This window comes from Achromobacter sp. JD417, assembly GCF_041879325.1.
In the GTDB taxonomy this organism is placed as follows: domain Bacteria; phylum Pseudomonadota; class Gammaproteobacteria; order Burkholderiales; family Burkholderiaceae_B; genus Achromobacter; species Achromobacter mucicolens.
In genome coordinates this window covers 2,761,678-2,785,393 of record NZ_CP087159.1, presented here as the reverse complement: position 1 = coordinate 2,785,393, position 23,716 = coordinate 2,761,678, and the positions used below count along the sequence as shown (strand labels likewise).

The window sequence follows — 23,716 nt, the reverse complement described above, 5'->3', positions numbered from 1 at the left end:
CAAAGAAGGACCACCATGTACAAGAAAATCTCGCTGCTGACTGGCAGCATCGTCCTGGCATTCAGCGCGGGCGCACAGGCCCAGACCAAGTGGGACCTCCCCAGCGCCTACCCGGCGAGCAACTTCCACGTCGAGAACCTGACGACCTTCATCAAGGACGTCGACTCGCTGTCGCAAGGCAAGCTCAAGATCACGCTGCACAACAATGCCTCGCTGTACAAGGCGCCCGAAATCAAGCGCGCGGTGCAAGGCAACCAGGCTCAGATCGGCGAAATCCTGCTGACCAACTTCGCCAACGAAGACCCGATCTACGAACTGGACGGCCTGCCCTTCCTGGCCACCGGCTACGACGCATCGTTCAAGCTGTACCAGGCCCAGAAGCCGTTCCTGGAAAAGAAGCTGGCTTCGCAAGGCATGACCTTGCTGTACGCCGTGGCATGGCCGCCCCAAGGCATCTTCGCCAACAAGGACATCAAGCAGATCAGCGACATGAAGGGCCTGAAGTGGCGCGCCTACAGCCCGGTCACGGCCAAGATCGCCGAACTCGTCGGCGCCCAGCCCGTCACCGTGCAGCAGGCCGAACTGGCGCAGGCCTTGGCCACCGGCGTGATCGATTCGTACATGTCGTCGGCGTCCACCGGCTACGACACCAAGACGTACGAGTACATCAAGAAGTTCTACGACACGCAGGCCTGGTTGCCCAAGAACGCCATCATCGTCAACAAGAAGGCGTTTGACGCGCTGGAGCCCGCCACGCAGGAAGCGCTCAAGAAGGCTGCCGCGCAAGCCGAAGAGCGCGGCTGGAAGCTGTCGCAGGAAAAGAACAAGTGGTATCAGGCCGAACTGGCCAAGAACGGCATGGAAACCATCCAGCCCACGGTTGAGCTCAAGGAAGGCCTGAGCGTGATCGGCAAGCGCATGCTGGACGACTGGCTCAAGAAGGCTGGCGCCGACGGCCAGGCCATGATCGACGCCTACAAGAAGCAGTGATATCGCCATGCGCCGTTTTCTGGATAACCTGTACGGCGCGGCCGGCCTTCTGGCCGGCCTGTGCACGATAGGTGTACTCGTCTCGGTGCTGGCGGCGATCATCGCCCGCCAGCTCAGCTTCAACATTCCCGGCACTGACGCTTACGCCGGCTACTTCATGGCCGCCGCGGGCTTTCTTGCGCTGTCCAGCACGTTCAAGCACGGTGAGCACATCCGTGTGACGCTGCTGCTCAATTCGCTGAATCCCGCTGGCAGCCGCCGGCTGGACATCTTCGCCCTGGCCGTGGGTTGCCTGCTGGCCGCCGCCTTTGCCTTCTTCAGCGTCAAGCTCACCTACGACTCCTGGCTGTTCAACGATATTTCCACGTCGAACGACGCCACGCCGCTCTGGATCCCGCAAACGACCATGGCCGTGGGCACGATCCTGTTCTTCATCGCACTCGTCGACGAACTGGTCCGCCGTTCGCGCGGCGTCGCCGCCGCAACCTCGCAGCAAACCCATGAATGAACTTCTCGTCATCACCTTATTGGTCGTTTCGATCTTCGTCCTGCTCGGCTGCGGGGTCTGGGTCGGCCTGACCCTGGCGGGCACCGCCTGGATCGGCATGGAGATCTTCTCCAGCCGCCCGGCGGGCGACGCCATGGCCGTCACGATCTGGGGCGCCTCGTCCAGCTGGACGCTGACCGCCCTGCCGCTCTTTCTGTGGATGGGCGAAATCCTGTTCCGCACCCGCCTTTCCGAAGACCTGTTCAAAGGCCTTGCCCCCTGGCTGAACCGGCTGCCCGGACGCCTCTTGCACACGAACGTGATCGGCTGCGCCATCTTCGCGGCCGTGTCGGGTTCGTCGGCCGCGACGTGCGCGACGGTCGGCAAGATGACCATTCCCGAGCTGACGCGCCGCGGCTACCCCGAGGAAAAGATTCTCGGCACGCTGTCAGGCGCCGGCACGCTCGGTCTGCTGATCCCGCCCTCGATCATCATGATCGTGTACGGCGTGGCGGCGGACGTGTCCATCGCCAAGCTGTTCATCGCCGGCATCCTTCCGGGCATCCTGCTCGCGCTGCTGTTCAGCGGCTACATCGCCTGGTGGGCCATCCGCAATCCCGGCCAGGTGCCGGCGGCGGATCCCGGCCTGAGCTTCATGGAGAAGCTATCGCGCTCGCGCCATCTGATTCCCGTGCTGCTCCTGATCGGCGCGGTCCTGGGATCGATCTACACCGGTATCGCCACCGCCACGGAAGCGGCGGCCGTGGGTGTGGTGGGCGCGCTGATCCTGTCGGCGTTGCAGGGGTCATTGAACGGATCCACCTTCAAACAGTCGCTGCTTGGTGCCACGCGCCTGTACTGCATGATCGCCCTGATCCTGGCGGGCGCGCAGTTCCTCACGCTGGCGATGGGCTACATCGGCCTGCCGCGCGCGCTGGCGGAATGGATCGGCGGACTTGGCCTGTCGCAGTTCGGCCTCATCATGGCGCTGATGGTGTTCTTCGTCGTGCTCGGCTGCTTCCTGGATGGCATCTCGATCGTGGTGCTGACCATGGGCGTGCTGCTGCCGACGGTGCAAGCCGCCGGTATCGACCTGATCTGGTTCGGCATTTTCATCGTATTCGTGGTGGAAATGGCGCAGATCACGCCGCCGGTGGGGTTCAACCTGTTCGTGCTGTCCGGCATGAGCGGGCGTGAACTGCCCTACATCGCGCGGGCGTCATTGCCGATGTTCATCCTGATGATCGTCGCCGTGCTGCTGCTTTATGTGGCCCCAGGCATCGCCACCTGGTTGCCGCTACACATGACGCTGTAACGTCGCGCCAACGCCACAAAAACCCCGTTCCGCGAACGGGGTTTTTCTTTTCCGTCCGTCCGTTATTCAGGCGGTGCACGCTTGCCGGCCTGTAAACCCGGGAAAACGCCGAATCTTTTCGATATTCCGCGCACGTCAACTTACTTAGAATCCCCAGGCGTTCCTGTGCGGCACCGGCAGGACGCAACACTGCAACGCTGGCTGCTGCTCCGGACCCGCGCCCATTCATGGCGTCGGTGCAGCGGCCAGGCGCCCGGCAATTCGCCGGGCGCGGCAAGCCAAGCCACAAGCGCGGCGCAACCATAAATCAGCTACACCTGGAGGAGTCCAACATGAAACGCTTCACCCTATCGCTGGCGGCAGCCGGCCTGGGCCTGGCCGCCGGCGCGGCCCACGCGGAAACCAGCATCACCCTGTACGGCATCGCCGACGTCAGCATCCGCTACCTGAGCACCAGCTCCGGGGCCGTTGGCCAAGACGGCAGCCGCATCAGCATGGAGAACGGCGCCATCTCCAACAGCCGTTGGGGCCTGCGCGGCTCGGAAGACCTGGGCAATGGCAACCGCGCCTTCTTCCGCCTGGAAAACGGCATCAATCTGCAGAACGGCAATGGTTCCGATCCGTCCAAGGCGTTCAGCCGCCTGGCGTACGTTGGCCTAGACGGCGGCAGCATCGGCACGCTGACGCTGGGCCTGCAGAACACGCCCATGTTCGACCTGCTGGCCGACTACTTCGACCCGCTGACCGTCGGCAACTACGAGCAGAACGCCTGGCTGCCCGCCGCCATGTCGCGTGTGCGCACCAACAACATGACCAAGTACGCCAACACGTTCGGCAACCTGTCCGTCGTGGCGTCGTGGGCCAACGGCGAAGACTGGGACGACCGCAAGGCCGGCCAGCAGTACGGCGCCAGCCTGCGCTACACGATCGGCCAGCTCGGCCTGGGCGCGGCCTGGCAGCAAACCTACGCCGCCACCGATTCCGACGAGCGCCAGCGCGCCTGGAACCTGAACGCGTCCTATCAATTCGAATCGGCCAAAGTCTTCGCGGGCTACTTCAACGGTCGCGACGAAACCGGCTGGGTCAATGGCGTCATGGGCGGCACCACTACCGCCAGCCTGGACCGCAAGGACAACGGCTACTTCGCCGGCGTGACCTGGCAAGCCACTCCGCGTTGGGCCATCACGGGCGCGGCCTACTACGACCGCAGCGAGAACGTGGTCGTGGAAGGCGACAAGGGCAAACGCTACGCGCTGGTCGCCGTGGCCGAATACTCGCTGTCCAAGCGGTCCCAACTGTACGGCACCGTCGACTGGAACAAGGTCAGCGACGCCGCCAGCGGCGAAATCGCAGGCAAGAGCAATCAGCTTGGCGCAGCGGTGGGGTTCAGGCACATTTTCTAAACCCCGGGTGTCTGACACCCCTGAAACGCCGTCTTCCATCCAAGATGGCGCCCAAAGGTGTCAGACACCCGCCCTCCCCCTTGATCGCCGCCTGGACCACGGCGACAATCCCACGCGTGCCTTGCCGTTTTCCGTGGAATGTCCCCGGCCCCGCGCGTTCATCCCCCCGCGGCGCCGCTTCCTCACCATGAACCGGGCCCGCCGTATGAGTCTTCTCGATGCCTGCGCGCTTGTCACGCTTGTCCCGCTTGACCGCCTGCGGCGGGCGGCATGGACGGCCATGGCGGCGGCGGTCAGCGTGCTGCTGGCCGCCTGTTCATCGCCGGTGCAGCTGATGCCCACGCCGGTCAAGTTCACGACCGGTCAGGTCGATCCGTTCGCGCACAAGGCCGCGGCCGACATCACCGCCATTCCCCTGCTGTACGCCACCAACCGCGCCGTCTTTCTCGAATCGCGCCAACCCTTTTATTCGATCTTTCCCAGCGACACGCTGCGCCTGGGCGTGGCCAAGGTGCAGATCGGCGACGGCACATTGGACTGGGACCAGTTGCGCCAATTGTCCACCTCGGACAGCCAGCGCGGCCGGCCCGTGCTCAGCCTGGAACGCATGGAAGAGCTGGTTGCGCTAGGCCCGCAAAGCGACGCGGAAAGCTCGCCCGAGGCGCAGGCTTATTTCGCGCTCATCAACGACGCCCTGGCGGTCAGCCGGCACCGTGATCTGATCATCTACGTGCATGGCTTCAATAACGCCGTATGGCGCGGCACCGCGCAGGCCGCGCAGTTCCATCACTTCACGGGACGGCAGGCCGTGGTGCTGGTGTTTCTGTGGCCTTCGGCGGCCAGCCTGCTTGCCTATGCCACGGACGTGCGCGCGGCGCGGCAGTCCGTGCCCGCGTTTGCCCGTCTGATCGAGCTGCTTGCACGCAACACGAACGCCGAGCACATCAACGTGCTTGCCTTCAGCGCCGGTGCGCGCATCGCCAGTGAAGGACTCGCGACGCTGGCCCAGCCGAAGAACGGCGAGACCCGCGAGGCGCTGCGGGCACGCTTGCGGCTGGGGCAGATCTATTTCGCGGCCCCGGATGAAGACACGTACCGCTTCGTCACCGACCTGCGCCAATACATCGACCTGACCGAACGCGTCAGCCTGGGCGCCAACCTGGACGACCGCGCCTTGCGCTTTGCGGCGCGCCACCAGCGCGCGTCACGCGCGGGCCGGCCCAGCGCCGACGACCTGACCGAGGAGCAGGTTCAGTTCATCAACGCCGCCTCGCAGCAGTTGAACTTCGACATGATCTGGGTGGATCCCCGGGCCATTCCGGACCTGAACCGCCGTGCGCACAGCTTCTGGTTCGGCAACGCCTGGGTCAGCAGCGACGTGCTGATGCAGTTCCTGTGGCACAAGGCCCCGGCCGAACGCGGCCTGCAAGAGGGCTATACCCAGCAGGGAATGCGATTCTGGACGTTTCCGCCCGATTACGACCAGCGCGTCAAAGCCTTGATGCTCACGCGCTGAGGCGGGAGGACCGGAGGCGGAGGGCCGGTAGCGGAGGGCCGGTCGCAGACCCCCGCGACCGGCTCGGATCAGAACACCGCCATGCGGCTGTTGATCAGGTCGGTAACCAGCATGTGCCCGGGCGCATGCGTGATGCAGAACTCGGGGCGCACCGCCGCCACCACGGACTGCGGCGTCACGCCGCAGGCCCAGAAGACCGGCATCTCGCCCGGCCGGATCTCGACGGGATCGCCGTAATCGGGGCTGCCGATATCCGCGATGCCGATCAGCGCCGGGTCGCCGATGTGCACGGGCGCGCCATGCACCGACGGGAACCGCGACGTGACCTGAATGGCACGGATGGCGTCGGCGGCTTTCAAGGGCCGCATCGACACCACCAGCGGACCGCCGAATACGCCTGCGGGCTGCGTCGAGATGTTGGTGCGGTACATGGGCACATTGCTGCCCTGTTCGATGTGGCGCACGGGCAAGCCGTTGTCCAGCATCGCCTCTTCGAACGAGAACGAGCAGCCGATGAGGAACGACACGAGATCGTCGCGCCACAGGTCGCGCACGTCCGTCGGCTCGGCCACCAGCTCGCCGTCTTTCCAGACCCGGTATCGCGGAATATCGGTGCGGATGTCGATGTCCGCACCCAACTCCGGCAACGCCGGGTCGCCGGGCTCGGACATGGCCAGCAAGGGGCACGGCTTGGGGTTGCGCTGGCAAAAATGCAGGAAGTCCGCCGCCAGGGCGCGCGGCAGGATCGCCAGGTTGGCCTGCACGTGTCCCGGCGCCAGATTCGCCGTGGGGCCCGTCAGGCGTCCGCTGCGGGCGTCCAGCCGCGCCTGGCGGGCAAGCGCCAGGCTGGTTCTAACGTTATCTACGTCAGGCATGCATTCTCTCGTCACGAAAAGATTGCCGGTCAGCGGCCGGCGAACAGGTCTTCCACGGACAAGCCGATGCCCAGCACACGGCGGTCCGCGCCATTGCTGGCCGCGATCATCAGGCCCACGGGCGCGGAGCCCGGTGCGTGGCACGGCAGGGACAGCGCGCAGCCATCCAGGAAGTTGATGAGGGTGGGATTGCGCAGGATGAGGCCATTGGCGGCGTAGTAGGCCTCGTCGGAGGCCTGCAGATCGGCCACCGGCGGCGCCACGATGGGTGTCGTGGGCATGATGAGCGCATCATAGCCGGCGATGCGGTGATCCACCGCCGCGACCCACGCCTCGCGCGCATCGAGCAGCGCGATGTAATCGGCCGCGGACATGTCCTGCCCGCGCATGATCCGCGACACCACGCGCGGATCGTAACGCTTGCCCGCACGCGCGATCAGATCCTGGTGCCAGGCCCAGGCCTCGGCGGCCGTGAAGCCGCCCTTGCTGTTGATGGAAGCCAGCGCGGCGAACTCCGGAATCTCGATCCGGTCGACCAAGGCCCCGGCCGCTTCCAGGCGTTGCACGGCCGCCGCAAAGGTGTCCGACACGTGCTTGTCCATGGCATCCAGCGCCAAGGTCGTCGGGATGGCCAGGCGCAGGCCGCGCACCGGCAACGCCTGCGGCAACGGCCCCGCCTCGCCCGACAAAATGGCGTCCAGCTCAGCGCAGCAACGGACGCTGGCGGCGATGGGACCGATGGAGTCCAGGTTTGCCGACAACGGCAGCACGCCTTGCATGGACACGCGCCACGCGCTGGGCTTGAAGCCGGTCAGGCCGCACAGCGCGGCGGGGATGCGCACGGAACCGCCCGTGTCCGATCCGATCCCCGCAACGGCCATGCCGTCGGCAACCGAAACGGCAGCCCCGGACGACGAGCCGCCCGGAATGCGGCCGGTGGCGCGGTCATACGGATTGAGCGGCGTGCCGTAGTGCGGATTGATGCCCAGGCCCGAGTACGCGAACTCCGTCATGTTGGTGCGGCCGATGATGACGGCGCCGGCTGCGATCAGGCGCTGCACGACCTCGGCGCTCTCTTCGGCGGCGGGCTCGCCTTCGCGCGCCACGGAACCGGCCATCGTGGTTTCGCCCTGGACGTCGAACAGGTCCTTGATGCTGATGGGCAGCCCCTCGATTGCGGACCGGACGATGCCGGCCGCGCGCAGCGTGTCGGACGCGCGCGCCTGCGCCAGCGCGGACTCGGCATAAAGCTTGGTGAACGCGCGGGCGCCCTCGCCCGCCGGATCCTGCGCGCGCGCCAGTGCGGCTTCGGTCAACGCGACGGAGGTGCTGCGGCCCTCGCGCAGGGCCGTGGTCAGATCATTCAAGGTCGAAACCATCATTGTCCTAATGCCGCCTGGCGGCGTAAATGTTCGGACGGGCGCCTTCGCAGGGAATGCGCCCGGGTTCAATGCCCGGCAAGCTGGCGATCAGGCCACCACGGGCAGCGACTCGACATGATAGCGGTGGCGCAGCGTGCGGTTCAGGCGCGGATCGTGCAGCTCCATCGTGAAGTCCGCGGCCGGGCGGATGCCGCCAATGGCAGCGACGGTGCCGCAGGTCATGCCCGCGCCTTCCGGCAGGACGGCGCCGCCGCCCGTGTAGCCGGCAATCAGATCCTGAGGCGTGCGCAGGGTGGACAGCGGGCCTTCCTGGTACAGCACCTGCTCGCCGTTTTCCACGATGTAGGCACGGATGATGAGTTCGTCCCAGTGCCCTGCCACGTCCGCCAGCCGCCACGCTTGCGCGCCCACAGGCTTGACGCAGACCTGCTTGGACATCGCGACGCTGACGGTCTCCAGCTTGCGGTCGGTGTGATCGGACGCGATGCTGACGTACATCTCGCCACCGACCGCGAACACAAAGGTCTCGACTTCGCCCGACGATTCCTCGCCCAGCGCCTGCACGTTGGATGCTTGCGTGAGCTGGTTTTCCGCGATGCGGTAGTACAGCGGGACGCTGCTGGGCCGCGGCACGCCGATGGCGGCCAGCTCTTCGATGTGATGCTCGATGGCGGCCATGTCGCGACCGGCCCACCCGGCCACGATCACGCTGTTGAAGGTCACTTCCACCTGGCGGGGATTGGCGTCGTCGATCTGGAATACGGCTTTCATATCAGTCCTGCGAATAAGGGGGATGGAGAATGGCGCGGCCGCGGGGCCGCGCCGGTATCAAGGGCGCATCAACCGAAGGCGCGCGGCAGCCACAGGGCGAGGTCAGGCCAGAAGGCCAGCAGCGCCAGCATCACGAACATGGCGGCCACGAACGGCAAGCTGCCGACAATGACCGCGCTCATGGCGCCGCTTTTGCGCAGGCTTTGCACCACGAACAGGTTCAACCCGACGGGCGGCGTGATGAGCGCGGCCTCAACCAGGATGATGATCACGATGCCGAGCCAGATCGGGTCGTAACCCAGCGCGATCATGATGGGCGCCACGATGGGGATGGTCGTGATCATCATGGACAGCGTTTCCATGAAGCAGCCCAGCACCAGGTAGAAGATCACCACGATCAGCAGCATCCAGCCGGGCGACAGGCCCAGTCCGGTGATGGACTTGGTCAGCGCGTCGGTCAAACCGGTGGCGGACATGATGAAGTTCAGGAAGCTGGCGGCGATGACGATCAGCATGATCATCGCGGTGGACCGCATCGTGCCCTCCAGCACCTCGCGCAGCATCGACCACGTCAGGCGGCGGAACCACGCTGCCAGGATGAAGGCGCCCAGCACGCCCAGCGCGGCCGCCTCGGTTGGCGTCGCCAGGCCGGCGTAGATCGATCCGACCACCAGGAAGAAGATGCCGAGCGGCGGGGCCAGATGCACCAGGCTGGCGATGCGCTCGCCCCAGGTCGCGCGGATTTTCTTGCCGCCCCACGAGGGCTTGGCCACGCAGGCGATCACGACCGTCAGCATGAAGAGCGCCGCCATGGCGAAGCCCGGAATGATGCCGGCCAGGTACAGCTTGGGCACCGACGAATTGGTCAGCACGCCATAGATGACCAGGTTGATCGACGGCGGGATCAGAATGCCCAGCGTGCCGCCCGCGGCAAGGCTGCCCAGGAACAGCGGCTCGTTGTAGCCGTACTTGCGGATCTGCGGAATGGCGACAGTACCCACGGTGGCGGCCGTTGCCACGCTGGAGCCGGAGGTTGCCGAGAACAGGGTCGAGGCGCCAATGTTGGCGTGCATCAATCCGCCCGGCAGCCACGACAGCCACAGGCTCATCGCGCTGTACATGCGTTCGGCAAAGCCCGCGCGCAGCAGCACCTCGCCCAGCATGATGAAAAGCGGAATCGCGACCAGCAGGAACTCGTTGTTCGAACTCCAGGAAATTTCGCCGATGGCCCGCGTCAGCGGCAGCATCGAAAACATCGGGTCCAGGATCAAGCCCAGCACCCCCAGGGCTGCGCCCACGGGGATCGACAGGCCGATCAGGACCAGCAGCAGTGTCAAGGCGGTGGCAATCATGCGGCTTCTCCCTTCACCATGCGCTCGCCAGCGGCGGCTTCTTCTTCAGCCTCTTCCTGCGCCGAACGCACGCCGCAGATCTGCTTGACCAGTTCGATGTCGCCCGTGACCAGCGCGGCCGACGCGCGCGCCAGCATCAGCGCGACCGTGATGCACATCCAACCCAGGCCCAGCAACCACAGGCCTTGCGGTATCCAAAGCGGCGTGGCGAGCGGCGTGTTGGCTGCCGACTTCTGGGTCCACGAGGTCACCACCACGTCGTAGGCGTAATAGGTGAGGAACACCATGAAGACGGCCAGCGCCACCATGGAGATCCAGTCCAGCACCGCCGACAGGCGCACCGGCAGGAATTGATAAAGCACGTCGACGCGCACGTTCGCGCGTTGCAGCGTGGCAAAGGCCAGCGCCCAGGATGTGCTGATGGCAAAGGCGTAGCTGGACAACTCGTCCGCGCCCCCGGTCGTGAAGCCCAGGAATTTGCGGGCCAGCACGTCGAACGAGATCAGCAGCACGCTAGCCACCGTCAGGGCGCCGCCGGCCCACACGGCCGCGCGGGAGAAGCTCTCGGCGCGCCGCAACAGGCCGCCGAGCAGGCGGAAGTGTTCGGTTTGTGTCATGAAGGGAACCTCTGGTGGCTCGACCCGGCGTCGCGGGCGGCCACCGCCGACCCGAATGCAGGGTCACGGTTGCCGCGCGCCGCACAGGCCGGAATTGGCGCCGGCCCCAAAGGCCGGCGCCTTCTGGCGCTTACTTGCTGGCGGTCAGGTTCAGCGTCTTGCCGACGGTGGCGTTCCAGTCCTTGACGCACTGCGCCGAGCAGCGGGCGGCCCACTTGGGCAGGACGGCCTCTTGCGCCACCTTCTTGAGCAGCGCCTGATCGGCCTCGGACGGCTGCACCAGGACCATCTTGCCCTTGACCGGGAACGGGCATGCAGCCGCGCCCGTGTTGCAGTCATAGCCTTCCTGCGTCTGGCGGGCGGCGGCATCCCAGATGTTGTCGACCAGCGTCGTGATCTGGGCTTGCAGGAACGTGCGCACCTTCGGATCCAGCTTGTCCCAGGCCTTCTGGTTGACGGCGTGGATCTGCTGGTTCCAGTTGATCGGCAGCGCGACCAGGTGGGTGGACACTTCGTACCACTTGGCCGAGTAACCCGACAGCGAACCCGTGATGGCGCAATCGACAACCTTGTTCTGCAGCGCGGGGACGACTTCGCCGAAGGCCATCGTCACGCTCGAGCCGCCCAGCGCCTCGACGAACTCGGCCGTGGTGCGGCTGCTGGTGCGAACCTTCTTGCCCTTGATGTCCGCCAGGCCCTTGATCTCGGCATTGCAGAACAGCACTTGCGCGGGATACGTGGAGATGCCCAGCAGCTTGACGTTGTTGCCTTCGCCGTAAAGCTTGGCGTAAACGGGTTCGAAAGCTTGGGTGACGGCGCGAGCGGTCTTGACGTCGGGCGCCAGGCCAGCCAGGTCGATGGCCTCGTTGATCGGATTGTCGCTGGCAAAGTAAGACAGCGTGGCGGTGCCGAATTCGATCACGCCCTGCGACATCAGGCGCAGCAGCTCGGGCCCCTTCAAGCCCATTTCATTGAAGCCCTTGATCTCCGCCGTGACCTGCCCCTTGGACTGCTCGGGAATGGTCTTGGTCCAGAACGGCTTTTCGTAGTCGTTGTAGGCGGTGAGGTTCGACAGGCCACCCACGATCTTCAGATGGGTCTTGGGCAGGTCCTGGGCCTGGACGGCGCCGGCCAGCAAGCTGGCGGCGACGGCGGCAAAAACAAGAGACTTCTTCATGGAAAAACTCCTGGCTGGCGGGATCGTCTGTCGCGCGCGGGATCCCGTTGTCCTGGTCGCGCGCCGGTAGGAATCGGTGGTCAAGGATGGGTATATCCAGGCCCTACGTCGTTATGAGCGCCATTGCATCGCCAGGGGCGGCAAGCGTCCAATCGTATGTTCCGATGTGGGGGTATAAATTTTTCTTGGGTCTCGCGGCGCCAAGCAACGCCATTTGCCGCAAACGACGTATTGGCGCGGCCTTGCGGCCGTCGACGGGGTGCGGAACCGCGCCTGGCGGACACGCCCCAGGTCAGCCCGCAACGCCGCTGGCTCGGGAAAACACCTACGGCGGTTTTGCCTGCTCAGGCCTGCGCGGCGACCTTTTGCGCCATCTGCGCGATGATGCGCACGGCATGACTGTCGGGGCCCTGCACCCATGTGGCGGTAAAGCTCAGTTCAGGCAGCGGGTCGGCCTGCACCTGCAGAATCCGCAACTCGCCGCGGGCCAGTTCCTTGCCCAGGAACACAGGCGCGATGACGCTGGTGCCGATCGCGTCCTGCGTCATGCGGACCACCATGGACATTGAAGCGCTGCCGTACATGCGCGGCGAGGTCACGCCCGCCCGGGTCAGCATGTCGCGCACCACGCGGTAAGGCGAACTGTTGGAGGGATACGTGATGATCGGCAGCTTGCCGATCGTGGCCAGCGTCAAGGGCTCCGGGCCCAGATCCAGCAGCGGGCTGGCCACCCACGCCAGCGGATACGTGCAGAGCGGCAGGTTCTCCACGCGCGCCTCCAGTACCGGCCCCATCAAAAAGGCCAGATCGATCTGGCGCGACATCAGGTGCGAACGCAGCACGTGCGTGGTGTCCACTTCGATCTCCAGCACCAGCGCCGGATACGTCGTGTGGATCAGTTCGATGAGCGCGGGCAACCAGGTCTGCACAATGGTCTCGGCCACGCCAATGCGCACGGTGCCCGACATGACGTTCTGCTCGCGCGCGGCCTCGAACATGTCGCGCCGCACCTGCAGCATGCGTTCGGCATGCGACAGGAGTTCGTGCCCCTTGGCGGTCAGCTTGACGCCGCGCGCGTCGCGCTCGAACAGTTTGACGCCCAGATCCGCCTCGAGCGAAGCAATGCGCTGCGAGACAGCGGGCTGCGTGGTGTTGAGCTTGTCCGATGCGGCCCGGAAGCTGCCCAGTGTGGCGACCCAAAAAAAAGTTTCGACGTTGCGTAGTTCTATCATTGGCCTTTTCCCCCGGCGGGATGAGCGTATCATGTCAGCCGCTCATCGCCCCAAAGGCGCCATGCCCTGTGTACGCTGAAAGGAGTACCCGCCATGTCCCCGGCCGATAACGGTCGCCCGCGCTCCGGCGCGTCCACCGCGCGCGGCCCGATGATCGGCGTGCTGCTGCTCGTGCTGTCGATGTGGACCCTGTCGTGCCTGGACGCGAGCGGAAAATGGGTCATGAACGCAGGCGTGCCCCTGCTGGTGCTGTCGTGGGTCCGTTACGCCATCCATCTGGTGCTCGTCCTGGCGCTGGTGCTGCCGGCGCGCGGCGTGCGGGTGCTGCGCAGCACCAAGCCGCGCGAACAGCTCATCCGCGGCGGCTCGATGTTCCTGGCCACGCTGATGTTCTTCACGACCCTCAGCTACATCCCCCAGGCCGAAGCCACCTCGATCAATTTCCTGGCGCCGCTGCTCGTGCTGTCGCTGGCGCCCTGGATCCTTAAGGAACCGGCGCGCATGTCGCGCTTCGTCGCCGCCGGCATCGCCTTCGTCGGCGTCCTGATCGTCATCCGCCCCGGCGGCGGCCTGCACCCGGTCGGCACGATCTTCGGCCTGCTGACCGCCTGTTGCTTTACCGCGCAATTCATCGCCACGCGCCGCGTGGCCGGCGACGATCCGTTCACCTCGCTGATCTGGAGCGGCGCCGTGGGCACGATCTGCCTGACGCTCGCTTTGCCCTTCATCCTTCCGCCCGCCCTGCCCGTGCTCCAGGCCTTGTCGGCGTTCGACTGGATGGTGCTGATCTCGACCGGCATCACCGGCTGCTTGGGCCACCTGTTCCAGATTGCCGCTTACCGCCGCGCCCCGGCCTCCACGCTGGCGCCATTCATCTACCTGCAGATCATCAGCGCCACGTCGGTGGGCTGGCTGGTGTGGGGCCATTTTCCCGACCCGCTCACCTGGCTGGGCATTGCGATCATCTGCGCCAGCGGCATGGGCATCGGCATGATCGAATGGCGGCGCAGCCGCGCGCTGGGCGCCGCGCTGGCCCAGGCGGCCGCCGGCACGACGGCCCGGCGCTGAGCGGCGGCGCCGTCCCGATCACCGGCCGGCCGCCTCCCGTACAATGCGCTTCGCCTGATGCCGGATCCGGCATCTGCCCCTGGCGTAAATCCCCAACAAGAGGCTCCCATGATCATCAAGCCCCGCGTGCGCGGTTTCATCTGCGTCACCACGCATCCTGCCGGCTGCGAAGCCAACGTGAAGCAACAAATCGACTACGTGAAGGCGCAAGGACCGGTGCCCGGGGGACCCAAGCGCGTGCTGGTGCTGGGCGCGTCGACGGGATACGGCCTGGCCGCGCGCATCAGCGCGGCCTTCGCCTGTGGCGCGCAGACGCTGGGCGTATTTTTTGAGCGGCCGGGCGACGCCGGCAAGGCGGGCACGCCGGGCTGGTACAACAGCGCCGCGTTCCACAAGTTCGCCCAAGCCGAGGGGCTGTACGCCAAGAGCATCAACGGCGACGCGTTTTCCGATGAGATCAAGCAGCGCACCATCGACGCCATCAAGGCGGACATGGGCCAGGTCGACCAGGTCATCTACAGTCTGGCCGCGCCGCGCCGCACGCACCCGAAGACGGGGCAGGTCCACACCTCCACGCTCAAGCCCATCGGCAAGTCCGTGACCTTGCGCGGCCTGGACACCGACAAGGAACTCATCAAGGACGGTGTGCTGGAGCCGGCCACGCAAGACGAGATCGACGCCACCGTCGCCGTGATGGGCGGGGAAGACTGGCAGATGTGGATCGATGCGCTGCTGCAAGCCGGGGTGCTGGCCGAAGGCGCCACCACCACCGCCTTCACCTATCTGGGCGAAAAGATCACGCACGACGTCTATTGGAACGGATCCATCGGCGCGGCCAAGAAAGACCTGGACCAGCGCGTGCTGGACATCCGCGCCAAGCTGGCCGCGCGCGGCGGCGATGCCCGCGTGTCGGTGCTCAAGGCCGTGGTGACGCAGGCCAGTTCGGCGATCCCCATGATGCCGCTGTACCTGTCGCTGCTCTTTAAGGTCATGAAGGAAGACGGCACGCACGAAGGCTGCATCGAACAGGTGTATGGACTGTATCGCGACAGCCTGTGCGGCCCTTCCCCCATCCTGGACGACGAGGGCCGGTTGCGCGCCGACTACAAGGAACTGGATCCGCAGGTGCAAGCGCGGGTGCAGGCGCTATGGGATCAGGTCGACACGGCCAGCCTGTATACGCTGACCGATTTTGCCGGCTACAAGCGCGACTTCCTGCGGCTGTTCGGCTTTGAGATCGACGGCGTCGATTACGACGCAGACGTCGATCCGGTGGTGCCGATCCGCGAACTGGCCTAGCGCCTTAATCAGCCGGCACCATGCGGCCGGCCGCCAGCACCAGTTGCCGCCCGCAGCGCGCCGCCAGTTGCGGGTCATGCGTGACCAGCACCAGCGTCGTGCCTTGTTCGCGGTGCAGGTCGAACATCAGGTCGATGACCGTCACGCCAGTGGCGGCATCCAGGCTGCCGGTGGGTTCGTCGGCAAACAGCAGGTCCGGCTGCACCACGAAGGCCCGGGCCAGCGACACCCGTTGCTGCTCGCCGCCCGACAGCGTGCGCGGGTAGTGGTGCAGGCGCGCGCCCAGCCCGACACGCTCCAGCATGGCCTGCGCGGCCTCGCGCGCCGATTGGCCAGCCAGTTCAAGCGGCAGCATCACGTTTTCCAGTGCGGTCAGATTGGGCAGCAGCTGGAACGACTGGAACACGAAGCCCACATGATTGGCCCGCAGGCGCGCGCGGCCGTCCTCGTCCAAGGCAAACAGGTCCTGCCCCGCAAGGTGTACGCTGCCCGAAGTGGGAACATCCAGGCCGGCCAGCAGTCCCAGCAGAGTCGACTTGCCCGAACCGGAGCTGCCGGTGATGGCCACGGCACTGCCCGCGGCGACCGTAAAATCGATTCCTTCCAGGATAGAAAGCGACCCGCCGGCATCGGCCACCCGCTTGCCCAGCCCTTTCACCACGATTGAGTTATTGCTATCCATGCGCCTATTTTCCCGTCTGCTTCTCGTGACTGCCTTTGCGACCGCCGCGGCGGCGCCCGCCCACGCTCAGACCGCCGCCGCGGCCCAGGGTTCCTCGCCGCGCACCGTACTGGTGGTGGGCGACAGCCTGTCGGCCGAGTATGGCATCAAGCGCGGCACCGGCTGGGTGCCCCTGCTGTCCGAAAGGGTTTCCGAACAATACCCGAAGTTCAAGGTCGTCAATGCCAGCATCAGCGGCGACACGACCAGCGGCGGCGTGGCCCGCCTGCCCGCGCTGCTGCGCCAGCACGCCCCCGCCGTCGTCGTGCTGGAGCTGGGCGCCAATGACGCGCTGCGCGGCCTGCCCCTGAACATGACCGAGCAGAACCTGCGAACGATGGCGCAGGCGGCCCGCAAGGCCGATGCGGACGTGCTGATCGTCGGGATGCAGATCCCGCCGAACTATGGCCGGGATTACGCGCAACGCTTTGCCGCGGTGTTCAGCAAGGTCGCCAAAGACGAAAACGCCCGGCTCGTGCCCTTCCTGATGGAAGGTATCGCAACGAACCGGGCGATGTTCCAGGCTGACGGCATCCATCCGAACGAGGATGCCCAGCCTCAATTGCTCGACAACGTGTGGCCGACGCTGCGGCCCCTGTTGAACTGAGCGTTGCCTGCGGCGATCAGCCCGCGGCCTGGGCCTGATCGCCGCGAATGACGTCGGCGGCGGCCGGCAGCACATTCACCTTGTACTGCTCGCGCAGCATGCGGATCATGGCTTCGTTTTCGGCCTGGCCCCAGGCGCCCGACAACTGCTGCGCCAGGCGCTCCTTGTCGGCGGCTTCGGTCTGGCCCGCTTCCACCTTTTCCAGACGAACCAGCGTGTAGTCCACGCCGGACTGCACGCCCGTGAAGGCCGGCAGCGCGGCCGACGGCAGGCGCATCACGGCATCCAGCACCGGGCGCGACAGATCCTGCGGATTCTGGCGCGACACCGTGACGGCGGGACCAAAGCCTTCCGGCGCCGCGGCAGGATTGGCCTTGTTGGCGGCCAGGGCAGCCTCGCCTGCCTTCTTGGCGGCTTCGGCCGAGCGCTCGTCCAGCAGCTTGGCGCGGATGACGTCGCTGACCTTGTCCAGCGGCGGCACGTGTGCAGGCTCGACAGCGGCGACGCGCACGGCCAGCATCGTGTCGGGCGCAAGTTCGATCACGCCGGAGTTCTGCTTTTCACGCAGCACGTCGGGCGAGAACAGCACCTGGCGCACGCGCGGGTTGTCCAGCAGCGCGGCGTCGGGGCTGTCGGCGGCCGAACCGGGGCCGGCTTTCTCGGCGGGCAGCAGGCCTTCGCGGGTCACGCCGGAGGCGGTGCGCAGCTTAAGGCCCACTGCGTCGGCAGCCGGTTGCAGGCTGTCGCGCTGGTCGTAGACCTGCTTGTTCAGCTGGCTGGCCATTTCCGAGAAGCGTTGCGCGGCGATCTGCTTGCGGACTTCGGCGGTGATCTGGTCCTTGACCTCGGCCAGCGGCTTGATGGCAGCCGGGCTGATTTCCGTGACCTTCAGGATGTGCAGGCCAAACGGGCTTTCGACCACGCCGGACACCTGATTGGCGGCAAGGCCGAAGATGGCCTTGTCCAACGGGCCCGCCTGCGAACCCGGCGCGATCCAGCCCAGGTCGCCGCCCTTGGCAGCCGAACCCGAATCCTGCGAGTACTTGGCGGCCAGTTCAGCGAACTTGCTGGGGTCGGCGGCGGCTTGCTTGGCAATGTCCTCGGCCTTGGCACGTGCGGCCTTGCGGGCATCTTCGGAGCCGCCGGACGGCAGCTCGATGAAGATGTGGCTGGCGCGGCGGCGCTCGGGCTGGCCAAAGCGGCTCTTGTTCTGTTCGTAGTAAGCAGCCAGGTCTTCGTCCTTGACCTGCACGCCTTGCGTGGCGGCCGCTTCGTCCAGCACCAGGTATTGGACCTGCACCTGTTCCGGCACCTGCAGCTGCTGCTTGTTGGCGTCGTACCAGGCCTGGATGTCGGCCGGGGTGACGGTGACCTGCGAACGGAAGTCCGCGGCCGAGAAATTGCGCAACTGCACCGTGCGCGTCTGCGTCAGCGCCGATTCCAGCGCGGCCACCACTTCGGCCGGCGCGCGGGCCGATTGGCCAACGGGCTCGAGCACCCGGGCGATGGCCAGGTCACGGCGCAGGCCGGCTTCGAACGAGGTCGGCGACATGCCCTGCGCGGCCAGCACCTGACGATAGCGCTCGGGCGAGAAACGGCCGTTGTCCTGGACTTCCGGGATGGCGGCGATCGTGTTGCGCAGGGTCTCGTCGGACACCGAGAAACGGTTGTCGGCGGCCACATTGGCAAGCAGGCGCTGGTTGATGAGCTGGTTCAGCAGACCTTCACGCAACGCCGGCGTGTCGATCACGGCCGGGTCGAACTGCGTGCCCAGACGCTGGCGGAACTGGTCGAGCTGGTTGCGGTGCGCCTGATCGAACTCGGCGCGGGAAATCGGCTGGCCAGCCACCGTCGCGAGCTCGGGCTCCCGGTTCATGAAGCTGTCATAGCCTTGAATCCCGACCAGGAAGAAGGAAGGCACGATCAAGATCAGCAGGATGAACTGCATCCAGCGCCGATGGCTGCGAATAAATTCGAACATGGAATCCCTGTTGCCGCGCTCCGGGATGGATGCCCGGGGCCGCACGAAAACGCATAAAAAAAGGCGAAGTGGATTCGCCCCTATTCCCATACCGGTTATTACCGGGATCAGCGGGCGGATTTTACCATTTCTCATTCATTACGGAGGCCCGCGGTTCTCCCGCCCCGCGACGGCCGTGGCGGCGGCTGTTCCGTCCCCGCCCGTCTCGCCCCCGTCAACCCGGGAAACCCCCATTACCCGCCCCGCCCGGCGCTCGTATCGTGAGCTGGGGCTGTCCCGCCAATCGGGCCCCCACTGCCAGGCCGGCGCAAGGTCGGTCTCCCTCCCGCGCGCTAAAAGGTCACTCACGATGCCGTTCATGCCTTCCCGCCTGACTTTTCTGAAATCCTGCGTCGCCCTGGCGTTCCTGGGCTGCGCCCAGGCCGCGCAGGCCGCTCCGGTCGCCGAGGTGCTGGACGCGGCCAAGGGCCAGCAGCAGGCGGTGCTCGACACGATGCGCGATCTGGTGAACATCGAGTCGGGCAGCAAGGACGTCGAGGGCGTCGAACGCATCGCCGAACTGATCCGTGACCGGCTTCAAGCGCTGGGCGGCACCGTGGAGATCATCGCGCCGACGGATGTCTTCCGGCTGGACGACACGCCTGACAAGGTCGGTCCGATGGTCCACGCCCAGTTCAAGGGCAGCGGCAGCAAGAAGATCATGCTGATCGCCCATATGGATACCGTGTACCGCAACGGCATGCTGAAGGATCAGCCCTTCCGGATCGATGGCGACAAGGCTTACGGCCTGGGCATCGCCGACGACAAGCACGGCGTGGCGGCCATCCTGCACACCATCGCCCTGCTCAAGACACTTAAGTTTTCCGACTACGGCACCCTGACCGTGCTGATCAACGGGGACGAGGAGATCAGCTCGCCGGGGGCTCGCAGCACCATCACCCGTCTGGGCGCAGATCAGGATGCCGTCTTTTCGTTCGAGGGCGGCGGCATGGAGCCGCGCCTGACGCTGGCCACCAGCGGCATCGGGGCGGCGTACCTGACGGTGCAAGGCAAGACCTCGCATGCGGGCGCGCGGCCAGAGGGCGGCGTCAATGCGCTCTATGAGCTGTCCCATCAGCTGCTGCAGCTGGACGACCTGTCCAAGCCCGACGAGGGACTGAAACTGAACTGGACGGTCGCCCAGGCTGGCACCAACCGCAACGTCATTCCCGGCCTGGCTACCGCGCAGGGCGACGCCCGCGCCCTGCGCGTGTCGGATTTCGACGCGCTGGCGCGCACGCTGGAGGAACGGGTTCAGAAAAAGCTGCTGCCCGAGTCCAAGGTCAGCGTCAAATTCGAGGTCCGCCGGCCGCCGCTGGAAGCGACGGCCGCATCGCGCGCGCTTGCCCAGCACGGCGTGAAGATCTACCAGGAACTGGACCTGCCGCTCAAGGTGGTGGACCGGGCCAGCGGCGGCGGCACGGACGCCGCCTTTGCGGCGCTCAAGGCGCGCGGCCCCGTCATCGAGGGGATGGGGCTGAGCGGCTTCGGCGCGCATTCGAATGATGCCGAGTATGTCCTGATCGGCAGCATCGTGCCGCGCCTGTATCTGGCCACGCGCATGATCATGGACGTCTCCGAGGACAAGGCGCCCCTGAAGTAGGTGCGGGCCAAGACAAGGTATCCTTGCAACCTGTCCCAAAAGAACTCCGAAGCAGCACCGAAATGACCGCAACCCTTCCCTCCTGGCCCTACTCCCGTTACATCGCGCACCGTGGCGGCGGCCGCCTGGCCCCGGAGAACACGCTGGCCGCCATGCGCGTGGGCGCCGAAAACGGCTTCACCATGTTCGAATACGACGTGAAGCTCAGCCGCGACAACGTGCCGGTGCTGATGCACGACGACGACGTCGACCGCACCTCCAACGGCACCGGCCCCGCGGCCGCCAAGACGTTCGCCGAGCTGGCCCAGCTGGACTTCGGCAGTTGGCATTCGCCCGCCTACGCGGGCGAACCGCTGCCCACCTTTGCCGCTGTCGCGCGCTACACGCTGGCCAATGGCATTGCCAGCAACGTCGAGATCAAGCCCTGCCCGGGCCGCGAGGCCGAGACCGGCCGCGCCGTCGCCCTGGCGGCCCGCCAATGGTGGCAAGGCGCCGATACGGCGCCGCTGCTGTCCTCGTTCGCCGAGGAAGCCTTGCAAGCCGCCCTTGAGGCCGCGCCCGAACTGCCGCGCGCGCTGCTGGTGGAAAAGGTGCCGGCCGACTGGCGTGAGCGGCTTGCCAAGTACCAGTGCGTCGCCCTGAACATCAACCAGAAGGACGCCACCCGCGAACTGATCGACGCCGTGCACGCCGCCGGCTACCGCATCGCGGCCTGGACCGTCAATGACCCCGAGCGCGCGCGCCTGCTGCTCGACTGGGGCATCGACGGCATTTTCACCGACGAGCTGGCCGCCATCCGGCCCGCCGCCTGAGGCAGACAGCCCCGTGTTCAGCTACCGCCACGCCTTTCACGCCGGCAACCACGCCGACGTGCTCAAGCACGCCATCCTGGTCCACACCCTGGACTACTTCAACAAGAAAGACGCTCCGTATTGGGTCGTCGACACCCACGCCGGCGCCGGCCTTTACAGTCTGGACAGCGACTGGGCCGCCAAGACGTCCGAGTTTGCGGACGGCATCGGCCGCCTGTGGGAAGCCAAGGACCTGCCGCCGCTGCTGGCCGATTACGTTGCGCGCATCCGCGACTACAACACCAACGGCCGGCTGCGCCGTTACCCGGGCTCGCCCTGGCTGGCGCTGGACGCGCTGCGTCCGTCCGACCGCCTGCGCCTGTTCGAGATGCACCCCACCGAAATCGACACGCTGGTCGGCAACCTGGAACACCAGGGCCGCGCAGCGCAGCGCCAGACCACCATCTATGGCGACGATGGCTTCGAAGGCGTCAAGGCGCTGCTGCCCCCGCCCACCCGGCGCGGCCTGGTGCTGATCGATCCCTCGTATGAAGACAAGCACGACTACCGCCGCACGCTCATCACGGTCAAAGAGTGCATCAAGCGCTTTGCCACCGGCACGTATGCCATCTGGTATCCGCTGGTGCAGCGGCGCGAAGCCAGCGAAATGGCGCGCCACTTCGAGAACCTGAAGGTCAAGAGCTGGCTGCACGCCACGCTGACGGTCAAGAAGGCAACCATCGACGGCTATGGCCTGCACGGCAGCGGCATGTTCCTCATCAATCCGCCCTGGACGCTGCACGATGCGCTGAAACAGGCCATGCCGTACCTGGCGCGCAAACTGGCGCAGGACGAGCGGGCTGGCTTCACGTTGCAATACCGCGAGAACCCGTTCCCCGTTCCCAAGAAGCAATCGGACGACTGACGGGCCGCCCGCTTGCGGCGGTGCGATCGCGCATACGGCAAAAGGGCCGCGCCTTCATGGCGCGGCCCTTTTTACTTGCGGGCTTGCGGCGGCTCAGACCGTTTCGACGTCGGCATCGCGCAAGGCTTCCTGCGCCAGCGCCAGCTTCGAGGCCGCATCGCGCAGCGCGGTGCGAAGGCCTTCCTCGATCACGGGATGGTAGAACGGCATTTCCAGCATGCGCGCCACCGTGAGCTCTTGCTGCACGGCCCACGCCAGCAGGTGACCGATGTGTTCCGCGCTGGGGCCGATCATTTCGGCGCCCAGGAAGCGGCCCGTTTCAATGTCGGCATACACGTGCAGCATGCCGCGGTTCTTGAGCATCACGCGCGAACGGCCCTGGTCGCTGAAATCGACCGCGCCGATGACGAACGTGCCCGGCACCAGCTTCGCATGGCCCGCGCCAACCAGCGCGATCTGCGGATCCGAGAACACCACGCCCAGCGGCGCACGCCGCAGGCCCTGGCGCACATCGGGAAAGCGCGCCGCGTTTTCGCCGGCGATGCGGCCCTCGTCGGCGGCCTCGTGCAGCAACGGCGCGTCGGCGTTGGCGTCGCCCGCGATGAAGATCGGCGAGCTGCCGGCCTGCATCGTCAACCGGTCGAACTGCGGCACACCCTGCGCATTCAGCGCCAGCGACGTGTTCTCAAGTCCCAGGCCATCGACGTTGGGGCGGCGGCCCGTGGCGACCAGCGCGTAGTCGAAGCGCTCGGTGCGCTCGCTGTTGTCCAGCGCCACGTAACGCACTTCGACTTCGTCTCCGACGCGGGTCGTTTCCAGGACGCGAGCGTCCGTGTCCAGGTAGAACTCGCGTTGGAAGATCTTGCGCGCGGTCTGGCGCACCTGCGGATCGCTGATGCCGCCCAGGCTGCCGCTCATGCCGAAGACCCGAACTTCCACCCCAAGACGGGCGAGCGCCTGCCCCAGTTCCAGCCCGATCACGCCGGGGCCGAAAACCGCGACGCGGTTCGGCAGATCGTCCCACGCAAACACGTCATCGTTGACGACGAGCCGGTCGCCCAGTGCGCGAAACGGCGGCGGCACCGACGGACGCGAGCCGGTGGCGATCACCACGCGCGAGGCCTGGATTTCGGTATGGTCGTCCACATGCAGCACCGTGTCGGACACGAACTTCGCGTAGCCGCGTACCTTGTCCTCGGCGGGAATGTTCTCGACGCCATCGACCACGAAGCCTACGAAACGGTCACGTTCGCGCTTGACGCGGTCCATGACCTCGGCGCCGTGAACCGTGATCTCTCCGCCGACATGCACACCGAAAGCTTCCGTGTGCGCCGCCGCATGCGCGGCCTCGGCGGCGGCGATCAAGAGCTTTGACGGCATGCAGCCCACGCGGGCGCACGTCGTGCCGTAAGGGCCGCCTTCGATGAGCAGCGCGCGCTTGCCCGCTGCCTTGGCGGCGCGATAGGCAGCCAAGCCTGCGGTGCCGGCGCCGATGACGGCAATGTCGGTGTGCAGCGTCTTCATGATTGGGAACCCCCTGTGATGCAAGTTTTTCAGTGTCGAGC

At 66.2% G+C, this 23,716-nt stretch carries 21 protein-coding genes; 11 read left to right on the top strand and 10 right to left on the bottom strand.

What is annotated here, in order from left to right:
- The first annotated feature begins 15 nt into the window (after positions 1-15).
- The 5 genes from LN047_RS12855 (at position 16) to LN047_RS12835 (ending at position 5,711) form a co-directional block, all read left to right on the top strand.
- Entirely contained in the window at positions 16-990 is a 975-nt protein-coding gene (locus LN047_RS12855; RefSeq protein WP_373981938.1) for a TRAP transporter substrate-binding protein, read from the top strand.
- Positions 991-997: 7 nt separating this feature from the next.
- Positions 998-1,498: a TRAP transporter small permease gene (locus tag LN047_RS12850; RefSeq protein WP_373981937.1), complete on the top strand. Its 501-nt coding sequence runs from the start codon at positions 998-1,000 to the stop codon at positions 1,496-1,498.
- Positions 1,491-2,792: a TRAP transporter large permease gene (locus LN047_RS12845; protein ID WP_373981936.1), complete on the top strand. Its 1,302-nt coding sequence runs from the start codon at positions 1,491-1,493 to the stop codon at positions 2,790-2,792. Before LN047_RS12850 ends, LN047_RS12845 begins: the two co-directional genes overlap by 8 nt.
- Positions 2,793-3,124: 332 nt before the next feature.
- Positions 3,125-4,195, top strand: a complete 1,071-nt coding sequence (locus LN047_RS12840; RefSeq protein ID WP_373981935.1) for a porin — start codon at positions 3,125-3,127, stop codon at positions 4,193-4,195.
- A 205-nt stretch (positions 4,196-4,400) separates the two neighbouring features.
- A complete protein-coding gene (locus LN047_RS12835; protein WP_373981934.1) occupies positions 4,401-5,711 on the top strand; it encodes an alpha/beta hydrolase in 1,311 nt (436 codons plus the stop codon).
- Positions 5,712-5,779: 68 nt separating this feature from the next.
- On the opposite strand, the gene LN047_RS12830 is transcribed toward LN047_RS12835, so the two are convergent.
- From LN047_RS12830 to LN047_RS12800, 7 genes are all read right to left on the bottom strand, one after another.
- Positions 5,780-6,586 (bottom strand): putative hydro-lyase, encoded by an 807-nt coding sequence (locus LN047_RS12830; RefSeq protein ID WP_373981933.1) that lies wholly within the window; start codon positions 6,584-6,586, stop codon positions 5,780-5,782.
- Positions 6,587-6,615: 29 nt separating this feature from the next.
- A complete protein-coding gene (locus tag LN047_RS12825; RefSeq protein WP_373982128.1) occupies positions 6,616-7,965 on the bottom strand; it encodes an amidase in 1,350 nt (449 codons plus the stop codon).
- Between the two features lie 90 nt (positions 7,966-8,055).
- A complete protein-coding gene (locus tag LN047_RS12820; RefSeq protein WP_373981932.1) occupies positions 8,056-8,739 on the bottom strand; it encodes a DUF2848 domain-containing protein in 684 nt (227 codons plus the stop codon).
- 68 nt (positions 8,740-8,807) lie between these two features.
- Positions 8,808-10,091: a TRAP transporter large permease gene (locus tag LN047_RS12815; RefSeq protein ID WP_108005640.1), complete on the bottom strand. Its 1,284-nt coding sequence runs from the start codon at positions 10,089-10,091 to the stop codon at positions 8,808-8,810.
- Positions 10,088-10,708 (bottom strand): TRAP transporter small permease subunit, encoded by a 621-nt coding sequence (locus LN047_RS12810; protein WP_226849232.1) that lies wholly within the window; start codon positions 10,706-10,708, stop codon positions 10,088-10,090. Before LN047_RS12810 ends, LN047_RS12815 begins: the two co-directional genes overlap by 4 nt.
- Before the next feature lie 130 nt (positions 10,709-10,838).
- Positions 10,839-11,885, bottom strand: a complete 1,047-nt coding sequence (locus LN047_RS12805) for a TRAP transporter substrate-binding protein (protein WP_056317414.1) — start codon at positions 11,883-11,885, stop codon at positions 10,839-10,841.
- Positions 11,886-12,229: 344 nt separating this feature from the next.
- Positions 12,230-13,117: a LysR family transcriptional regulator gene (locus LN047_RS12800; protein WP_373981931.1), complete on the bottom strand. Its 888-nt coding sequence runs from the start codon at positions 13,115-13,117 to the stop codon at positions 12,230-12,232.
- Positions 13,118-13,210: 93 nt separating this feature from the next.
- Here LN047_RS12800 and LN047_RS12795 point away from each other — a divergent pair, with 93 nt between their 5' ends.
- Complete coding sequence (locus tag LN047_RS12795; protein WP_373981930.1) at positions 13,211-14,185, top strand: DMT family transporter; 975 nt, start codon at positions 13,211-13,213, stop codon at positions 14,183-14,185.
- Between the two features lie 108 nt (positions 14,186-14,293).
- Positions 14,294-15,484, top strand: a complete 1,191-nt coding sequence (fabV, locus tag LN047_RS12790; RefSeq protein WP_373981929.1) for an enoyl-ACP reductase FabV — start codon at positions 14,294-14,296, stop codon at positions 15,482-15,484.
- Positions 15,485-15,488: 4 nt separating this feature from the next.
- On the opposite strand, the gene LN047_RS12785 is transcribed toward fabV, so the two are convergent.
- The gene (locus tag LN047_RS12785) at positions 15,489-16,166 is read right to left on the bottom strand and encodes an ABC transporter ATP-binding protein (protein WP_175235291.1); all 678 of its coding nucleotides are present in this window, start codon (positions 16,164-16,166) and stop codon (positions 15,489-15,491) included.
- On the opposite strand from LN047_RS12785, the gene LN047_RS12780 reads away from it, so the two are divergent.
- Complete coding sequence (locus LN047_RS12780; protein WP_056317400.1) at positions 16,165-16,812, top strand: arylesterase; 648 nt, start codon at positions 16,165-16,167, stop codon at positions 16,810-16,812. The two genes, LN047_RS12785 and LN047_RS12780, sit on opposite strands and share 2 nt — an antisense overlap.
- Before the next feature lie 16 nt (positions 16,813-16,828).
- On the opposite strand, the gene LN047_RS12775 is transcribed toward LN047_RS12780, so the two are convergent.
- The gene (locus LN047_RS12775) at positions 16,829-18,793 is read right to left on the bottom strand and encodes a SurA N-terminal domain-containing protein (RefSeq protein WP_373981928.1); all 1,965 of its coding nucleotides are present in this window, start codon (positions 18,791-18,793) and stop codon (positions 16,829-16,831) included.
- Positions 18,794-19,142: 349 nt separating this feature from the next.
- Here LN047_RS12775 and LN047_RS12770 point away from each other — a divergent pair, with 349 nt between their 5' ends.
- From LN047_RS12770 to LN047_RS12760, 3 genes are all read left to right on the top strand, one after another.
- Positions 19,143-20,435 carry a M20/M25/M40 family metallo-hydrolase gene (locus LN047_RS12770; protein WP_373981927.1) on the top strand — a complete coding sequence of 431 codons (1,293 nt, stop codon included), beginning with the start codon at positions 19,143-19,145 and terminating at the stop codon, positions 20,433-20,435.
- 62 nt (positions 20,436-20,497) lie between these two features.
- Positions 20,498-21,247 carry a glycerophosphodiester phosphodiesterase gene (gene ugpQ / locus LN047_RS12765; protein ID WP_175155415.1) on the top strand — a complete coding sequence of 250 codons (750 nt, stop codon included), beginning with the start codon at positions 20,498-20,500 and terminating at the stop codon, positions 21,245-21,247.
- Between the two features lie 13 nt (positions 21,248-21,260).
- Entirely contained in the window at positions 21,261-22,151 is an 891-nt protein-coding gene (locus LN047_RS12760; RefSeq protein WP_373981926.1) for a 23S rRNA (adenine(2030)-N(6))-methyltransferase RlmJ, read from the top strand.
- Between the two features lie 93 nt (positions 22,152-22,244).
- On the opposite strand, the gene LN047_RS12755 is transcribed toward LN047_RS12760, so the two are convergent.
- Positions 22,245-23,675, bottom strand: a complete 1,431-nt coding sequence (locus LN047_RS12755) for a dihydrolipoyl dehydrogenase (protein WP_373981925.1) — start codon at positions 23,673-23,675, stop codon at positions 22,245-22,247.
- Between the last annotated feature and the right edge of the window lie 41 nt (positions 23,676-23,716).